At 32.1% G+C, this 7,145-nt stretch carries 7 protein-coding genes; 5 read left to right on the plus strand and 2 right to left on the minus strand.

The window, feature by feature from the left end:
• Positions 1-660 (plus strand): (Fe-S)-binding protein (locus ACVC2P_RS06680; RefSeq protein ID WP_452597699.1); only part of this gene is annotated, 660 nt, incomplete at its 5' end.
• Between the two features lies 1 nt (position 661).
• Here ACVC2P_RS06680 and ACVC2P_RS06685 read toward each other — a convergent pair.
• Positions 662-1,498 carry a UDP-2,3-diacylglucosamine diphosphatase gene (locus tag ACVC2P_RS06685; RefSeq protein ID WP_452597700.1) on the minus strand — a complete coding sequence of 279 codons (837 nt, stop codon included), beginning with the start codon at positions 1,496-1,498 and terminating at the stop codon, positions 662-664.
• Between the two features lie 113 nt (positions 1,499-1,611).
• Positions 1,612-2,478: a hypothetical protein gene (locus ACVC2P_RS06690; protein WP_452597701.1), complete on the minus strand. Its 867-nt coding sequence runs from the start codon at positions 2,476-2,478 to the stop codon at positions 1,612-1,614.
• Between the two features lie 115 nt (positions 2,479-2,593).
• On the opposite strand from ACVC2P_RS06690, the gene aroC reads away from it, so the two are divergent.
• The 4 genes from aroC (at position 2,594) to ACVC2P_RS06710 (ending at position 7,039) form a co-directional block, all read left to right on the plus strand.
• On the plus strand, positions 2,594-3,652 hold the full coding sequence (gene aroC, locus ACVC2P_RS06695; protein ID WP_452597702.1) for a chorismate synthase: 1,059 nt from the start codon (positions 2,594-2,596) through the stop codon (positions 3,650-3,652).
• A 58-nt stretch (positions 3,653-3,710) separates the two neighbouring features.
• On the plus strand, positions 3,711-5,033 hold the full coding sequence (locus ACVC2P_RS06700; protein ID WP_452597703.1) for a dicarboxylate/amino acid:cation symporter: 1,323 nt from the start codon (positions 3,711-3,713) through the stop codon (positions 5,031-5,033).
• A gap of 56 nt (positions 5,034-5,089) precedes the next feature.
• A complete protein-coding gene (gshB, locus tag ACVC2P_RS06705; protein WP_452597704.1) occupies positions 5,090-6,130 on the plus strand; it encodes a glutathione synthase in 1,041 nt (346 codons plus the stop codon).
• A gap of 72 nt (positions 6,131-6,202) precedes the next feature.
• Positions 6,203-7,039 carry a sulfurtransferase gene (locus ACVC2P_RS06710; RefSeq protein ID WP_452597705.1) on the plus strand — a complete coding sequence of 279 codons (837 nt, stop codon included), beginning with the start codon at positions 6,203-6,205 and terminating at the stop codon, positions 7,037-7,039.
• The last annotated feature ends 106 nt before the right edge of the window (positions 7,040-7,145 follow it).

Genomic DNA, 7,145 nt, shown 5'->3' on the forward strand with positions numbered 1-7,145 from the left:
GCTTTACACCTGTTAAATGCTTTAGGATACAATGTAGAATTAATAAAAAATGCCGAATCTGGACGCACATTTTTATCTAAAGGTTTATTAAAACAAGCACAAAAAGTTGCTAATAAAAATGTTACACTTTATAAAGATTTAATAACAAAAGAAACCCCACTTATAGGTATAGAACCATCAGCGATTCTTACATTTAAAGATGAATATTTAAAGCTAGCAGAAGATAAAGCTTCAGCAAAAAAAATAGCGAGTAACACTTTTTTAATAGAAGAATTTATTAGTAATGAAATAGCTATTGGTAATATTAAGGAGACTCAATTTACTTCGGAAGCAAAAACTATAAAATTACATGGGCACTGCCATCAAAAAGCATTAAGTAACCAAATACACAGTTTTAATGTTTTAAATTTACCTAAAAACTATAAAGTTACTATTATACCAAGCGGTTGCTGTGGTATGGCAGGTAGTTTTGGTTACGAAAAGGAACATTATAAAGTTAGTATGGATGTTGGAGAGCAAACCTTATTCCCTGCTATAAGAAAAGCGCCAGAAACCACCATAATTTCTGCTAATGGTACAAGTTGTAGGCATCAAATTAAAGATGGAACTTCTAGAGAGGCTATGCATCCAATAAGTATTTTAAAAGAAGCCTTATTATAAACTAGTCGTTTGGCTTTACAATAGTTATAGCCGCAATTAAATCTTGCATATCCATCTCTTTAATGTCTTCATCTGCAAAGAAAGGCGTACGTTTGTCATTATTATAATTGTACACTTTCCAACGTTTAAACTGGTACTCTAAAGCGGTAAAGTTTTCTACCCAATCTCCAGAATTTAAGTAGGTAACTTGGCCATTTTTATTTTTTTTAAGTAGCATTTTGGGTTGGTGTATGTGTCCGCAAACAACATAATCATAACCATTTTCTATAGCTAAATCGGCTGCAACGGTTTCAAAATCGCTAATATATTTAACCGCTCTTTTTACACTGTTTTTAATTTTTTTTGATAACGAATAACGCTCTTTACCTAAATAAGTTAATCCCCAATTTATTGCACGATTAATTAAAATAAGTAAGTCGTAACCATAACCACCAAGCTTAGCTAACCATTTTGCATTTTGAATGGAAACATCGAAAACATCTCCATGAAAAAACCAAGCTTTTTTACCATCTAGATCTAAGACTTTTTTATCTACTATAGAAATATTACCAATTGTAGTTCCACTAAATTTGCGAAGCATTTCATCATGATTTCCAGTAATATATATTACTTCTACACCATCTGCAGCGAAATCCATTATTTTTTTAATAATGCGTAAATGAGATTTTGGAAAGTAGCGTTTTTTAAACTGCCAAATGTCTATAATATCCCCATTTAAAATTATTTTTTTAGGATCGATACTATTTAGGTAAGTTAGTAGCTCTTTAGCATGACAACCAAAAGTTCCTAGGTGAACATCTGAGATAACAACTACTTCTATTTTGCGTTTTAAATTCAAAGTGCACGTGTTTTGTTATACAAAATACGCGCACTATTATTATTTAAATGTTAGCAGTCAGTTATTTAATGTTTATTAAAAACTAAACCCTATTATTTAGTAGAAAATAAAGTTTATTCTGCAACCATATAATCTGTTAACTCTTGTATGTTAGTTGTAGATATAGAAGTAGGAATACCTCCTAAATCTATTCCGGCAGCTTCTAATGCTGTAATAGCTGCGGCACTAATAGAATATCCAGAATTCGCTTCAGAGCGAACTAAACCAATATCTTTTGCAAAAAAGTTATCAATAGATATAGCATCTTGAGGCTCTATAATATCGATATCTATAGGGAAACCTGCAACAGTAACTGTTGTAACAACCTTTAAATTAACTTTAAAGTTAGCTTTTAAAACATCATTGTAAGTTTCTCCATTTAAACTCATAGAAGCAGAACTCCCTAAAGCTTTTGTTGTTATAACATAAGTAATACTAACTGGAAATCCGTTAAAATCTTGCTGTACAGTATTTGTAGTAGTAGATAATTCTGTTCCATTATTAGCATCGACATCATATAATGCTATATTATTTAAATTAATATCAAATTCAATTAAATCACTAATTGCAGGAGGTAACTCTAAATTACCATTTATAATTAATTTTGTGTTAGTACGAGATAATGTAGTTGTTGTTAATAAACCATTCATGGTTCCATTAGCAACAGTATTGTTGTTAGCTTCTAATGTAAAGTTTGTTGCTGTTTCTGTAGCTACAGAAATGTCATCTGTAGTATTCGTAGTTTCATTAGTATCATTATTAGTATTTGCTACATCATATTTCCAAAAATCATTTAAAGTAGAAGGATAGTAATTTGCGTTTGTAGCTGTTTCTTCACCACCACCATTTCCTCCTTGGTTATCAGAATTATTATCATCAGAACAAGAAGTTATTGTAAATAAGGTAATTAAAAATAGTGAAGTGTATTTGTATAATTTCATAGTGTTGGGTTTTATGATTTTGCGAAAGTAATTTATTTAACTTAAAAACTATAAACTTAAATTACAATTTTTGTTTCTGTGATATAAAAATTACATTAGCATAAAAATAAATTATATGGCTGGTAATTCCTTTGGAAAATTATTTAACCTTACAACTTTCGGAGAGTCGCATGGTATAGCAATAGGTGGTGTAATCGATGGTTGCCCTCCGGGAATTGAAATTGATTTTAATGCTATTCAAAACGAAATGAATAGACGTAAGCCTGGGCAATCTGCAATAGTTACACAACGTAAAGAACCAGATGAAGTAAAGTTTCTATCAGGTATTTTTGAAGGTAAAACTACAGGAACTCCAATAGGTTTCGTTATAGAAAATGCAAATCAGAAATCTAAAGACTATTCACATATTAAAGACGCGTATAGACCTAGTCATGCAGATTATGTTTACGATAAAAAATATGGACATCGCGATTATAGAGGAGGAGGCCGTAGTTCTGCAAGAGAAACGGCAAGTAGAGTAGTCGCTGGAGCTATTGCTAAGCAAGTGTTAAAAGACATACAAATACACGCTTTTACATCTTCTGTAGGCGATATATTTATAGACAAACCCTATCAAGATTTAGACTTTAACAATATAGAGTCTAATGCAGTACGCTGTCCAGATGAAGCATCAGCAGAAAAAATGATTGCCCATATTAAAGAGATCCGTAAAGAAGGAGATACTATTGGCGGCACCGTAACCTGTGTACTTAAAAATGTACCTGTAGGACTTGGAGAACCTGTTTTTGATAGGTTACATGCCGATTTAGGTAAAGCTATGCTATCTATAAATGCAGTAAAAGGGTTTGAATATGGTAGTGGATTTTGTGGAGCAAAAATGAAAGGGAGTGAGCACAATGACCTATTTAACGCAGATGGTACAACAAAGACAAATTTATCTGGAGGTATACAAGGCGGAATAAGTAACGGAATGGATATCTATTTTAGAGTTGCGTTTAAGCCTGTAGCAACAATAATGCAAGTACAACAAACAATAGATAAAGACGGAAATATAGTAGAAATGCATGGTAAAGGAAGGCACGACCCTTGTGTAGTACCAAGAGCAGTACCAATAGTAGAAGCTATGGCAGCAATGGTACTTGCTGATGCTTTTTTACTAAATAAAACATATTAATTACGATTAACACAAAAATTAACTCTTAAACTCTAAGAGCTCATTAAAAATATTATAGATGAAAAAACTAGCATTACATTGGAAAATTATAATAGGAATGGTACTAGGTATCATTTTTGGCTTTATAATGAATTCCGTAGATGGAGGTAAAGGGTTTGTAAGCGATTGGATTGCACCGTTTGGAAAAATATTTATCAATCTATTGAAATTAATAGCGGTTCCATTAATACTAGCATCTTTAATAAAAGGGATTTCCGATTTAAAAGATATTTCTAAAATTAAAACTATGGGACTTAAAACCATAGGGATTTATATTGGTACAACATTAATAGCCATTATTATTGGTTTAAGTATTGTTAATATAGTAAAACCTGGAGATGGAATGCCTCAAGATACTATTGAGAAAATAAAAATGAAATACGAAACATCTTCGGGAGTTATAGATAAATTAAATAAAGCTACGGCACAACAAGATTCAGGGCCTTTACAAGCCTTAGTAGATATATTTCCTAGTAATATTTTTAAGGCAATGGGAGAGGCTAAAATGCTTCAAATTATCTTTTTTGCATTATTTGTAGGGATTTGTCTATTATTAATTCCAGAAAAGAAAGCAAAACCATTAGTTAATTTTTTCGATTCGCTTAATGAAGTTGTTATGAAAATGGTAGACTTAATTATGTTATTTGCACCGTATGCCGTTTTTGCCCTATTAGCAAATGTTATTATTGCTTTTGATGATCCGGAGATTCTTTTAAAGTTACTAAAATATGCACTTTGTGTTGTATTTGGGTTAGTTTTAATGATAGGGTTCTATATGATATTAATAAAAGTATTTGCAAAAAAATCACCATTATGGTTTTTAAAACAAATAAGTCCAGCGCAATTATTAGCCTTTTCAACAAGTTCTAGTGCTGCAACTTTACCTGTAACTATGGAGCGTGTAGAAGAGCACATTGGTGTAGATAAAGAAGTTTCTGGTTTTGTATTACCAGTAGGAGCCACAGTAAATATGGATGGTACAAGTTTATACCAAGGTATTGCGGCTGTTTTTATAATGCAAGTTATTTGGCCAGAAGGCTTAACTTTTACTAACCAATTAGTTATTATTGCAACAGCTTTATTAGCCTCTATAGGTAGTGCAGCTGTACCAAGTGCAGGTATGGTAATGTTAGTTATTGTATTAGAATCTATAGGCTTTCCAGCAGAATTATTACCAATAGGATTAGCACTAATATTTGCTGTAGATAGACCTTTAGACATGTGTAGAACAGTAGTAAATGTTACAGGAGATGCAACGGTTTCTACATTAGTAGCTAAATCCTTAGGAAAGCTACACGAACCAAGACCAGTAGAATGGGATGACGATTACCCAAAAAAATAAAATAGATTTTTTCAATTTTTAGTTTAACTTTATTTGCCTAACCAAATTTATAGAATATGAATGTTTGCTTTTTAATGTACCCTTGGGAGAAAATAGATCCAGAAAACGACAGTAGTTTAGCACTAATTAAAGAGTGTGTTAAAAGAGGTCATGGTGTAGCATTATGTACCCCCGCTAATTTAACAATACGTAACAGTGTTACAAATGCATTTTGTACAGTTGTTAGTAGAATGGATAAAGTCCCCTCGTCATTAAAAGCATTTTACAAAAAAGCGGTATTAAGAGAAGAGATGTTACCACTAGCTGGTTTCGATACCATTTTTTTTAGAGCAAACCCACCACTAGACCCTATAATGCTTAATTTTTTAGATTCGGTAAAAGATGATGTCTTTATTGTAAACTCTTTACAAGGCATGAGAGAAGCTAATAATAAACTATATACAGCCGCATTTGGAGACGCACATAGCAACATTATACCCAATACCCATGTATCTAAAAACAAAAAATATTTAGTACAACAAATAAAAGAATCAACAGCAGATAAAATGATTCTTAAACCCTTAAATGGTTTTGGAGGCTCTGGTGTTATTTTAATTGAAAAATCGGCAATGAGTAATATAAACTCTTTACTAGATTTTTATATCACAAGTAGTGATGGCTCATCAAACTATGTAATTCTTCAAGATTATATAGAAGGAGCAGACCAAGGCGATGTACGCATATTAATGCTTAATGGAGAACCAGTAGGTGCTATGAGGCGTGTGCCGGGAACAGACGATCATCGCTCTAATGTATCAGCAGGAGGTAGCATACAAAAACATACACTAACAAAAACAGAAAAAGCATTGTGTAAACAAATTGGTCCAAAATTAGTTAAAGATGGACTTTATTTTGTGGGCTTAGACGTTATAGGAGGGAAGCTTGTAGAAGTTAATGTCATGTCTCCAGGCGGCATAACATACATTAACAAAATCTACAAAAACAAAGTTAGAGTAGAAGAAAAAGTTATTGATTTCTTAGAAAGTAAAGTCCTAGATAACTTAGAGGCCTTTAACAGGCGTTCACGTTTGCGTAAAACAGTAGAAGACAGCAAATAATAGTACCCCCAAAAAATAGGTTTTTAAACCTAAAACAGTAAACCTTAAATCTGTTAAAGATTAAATTGTATTTTGAATATAATTACTAAAATAAAAACCCCTGTTGTTTCAGTAGACTGGTTACATCAAAACTTATTGAGTGAAAACCTATTAATTTTTGATGCAAGTATTCCAAAAGTTACTGCAAATAAAATAACAACAGTTAAAGAACAAATACCAAACACCCAATTCTTTGATATAAAAAAGGCCTTTAGTGATCCATCTGGTCAGTTTCCAAACACAATACCTTCAGAAACACAATTTGAAACAGAAGCACGAAAACTTGGGGTAAATAAAAACAGTGCCATTATAGTTTATGACGATAAAGGGCTTTATTCTAGTGCTAGAGTTTGGTGGCTGTTTAAACTATTTGGGTTTACAAATGTAGCTATACTTAATGGAGGTTTACCAGAATGGGTAGCTCAAGGCTATACAACCGAAACGAAACAGCAGCATTCTAGACCTGTAGGAGATTTTGAAGCCAATTTTAAACCAGAATACGTTGTCTATTTAAAAGATATAAAAACACTTCCAAACGATGCAAGTGTGGCAATTATAGATGCTAGAGCTTCAAACCGATTTAATTGCGAAGTTCCAGAGCCAAGAGAAGGGTTAAGAAGCGGTACTATACCAAACTCTAAAAACATACCATTTACTAATTGTTTAGACAATGGAAAATTAAAATCTAAAAACGAACTACAGAATATATTCAGTACCATAATAAATGATGTAAATAAACCCGTTATATTTACATGTGGATCTGGTATTACAGCCTGTATTTTAGACCTTGCAGCAACAATAGCAGGATATAAAAACACTAGCGTTTACGATGGATCTTGGACAGAATATGGTAGTTTAATTACCAAATAACATGCAAAAATTAACTGTAGAACAAATTATCTCTAAAATAGAAGCCGAAGAAACATTCCATGCCGTTTCTAGCGACTACTCTTTTACTTTAAAAATAGAAAATTAT

The organism is Pontimicrobium sp. MEBiC01747 (assembly GCF_053601635.1).

Excerpts from the sequence above, each read along its gene's own strand:
- ACVC2P_RS06690 (WP_452597701.1), bottom strand. The coding sequence starts at position 2,478 with ATGAAATTATACAAATACACTTCACTATTTTTAATTACCTTATTTACA.
- aroC (WP_452597702.1), top strand. The coding sequence starts at position 2,594 with ATGGCTGGTAATTCCTTTGGAAAATTATTTAACCTTACAACTTTCGGA.
- ACVC2P_RS06700 (WP_452597703.1), top strand. The coding sequence starts at position 3,711 with ATGAAAAAACTAGCATTACATTGGAAAATTATAATAGGAATGGTACTA.
- gshB (WP_452597704.1), top strand. The coding sequence starts at position 5,090 with ATGAATGTTTGCTTTTTAATGTACCCTTGGGAGAAAATAGATCCAGAA.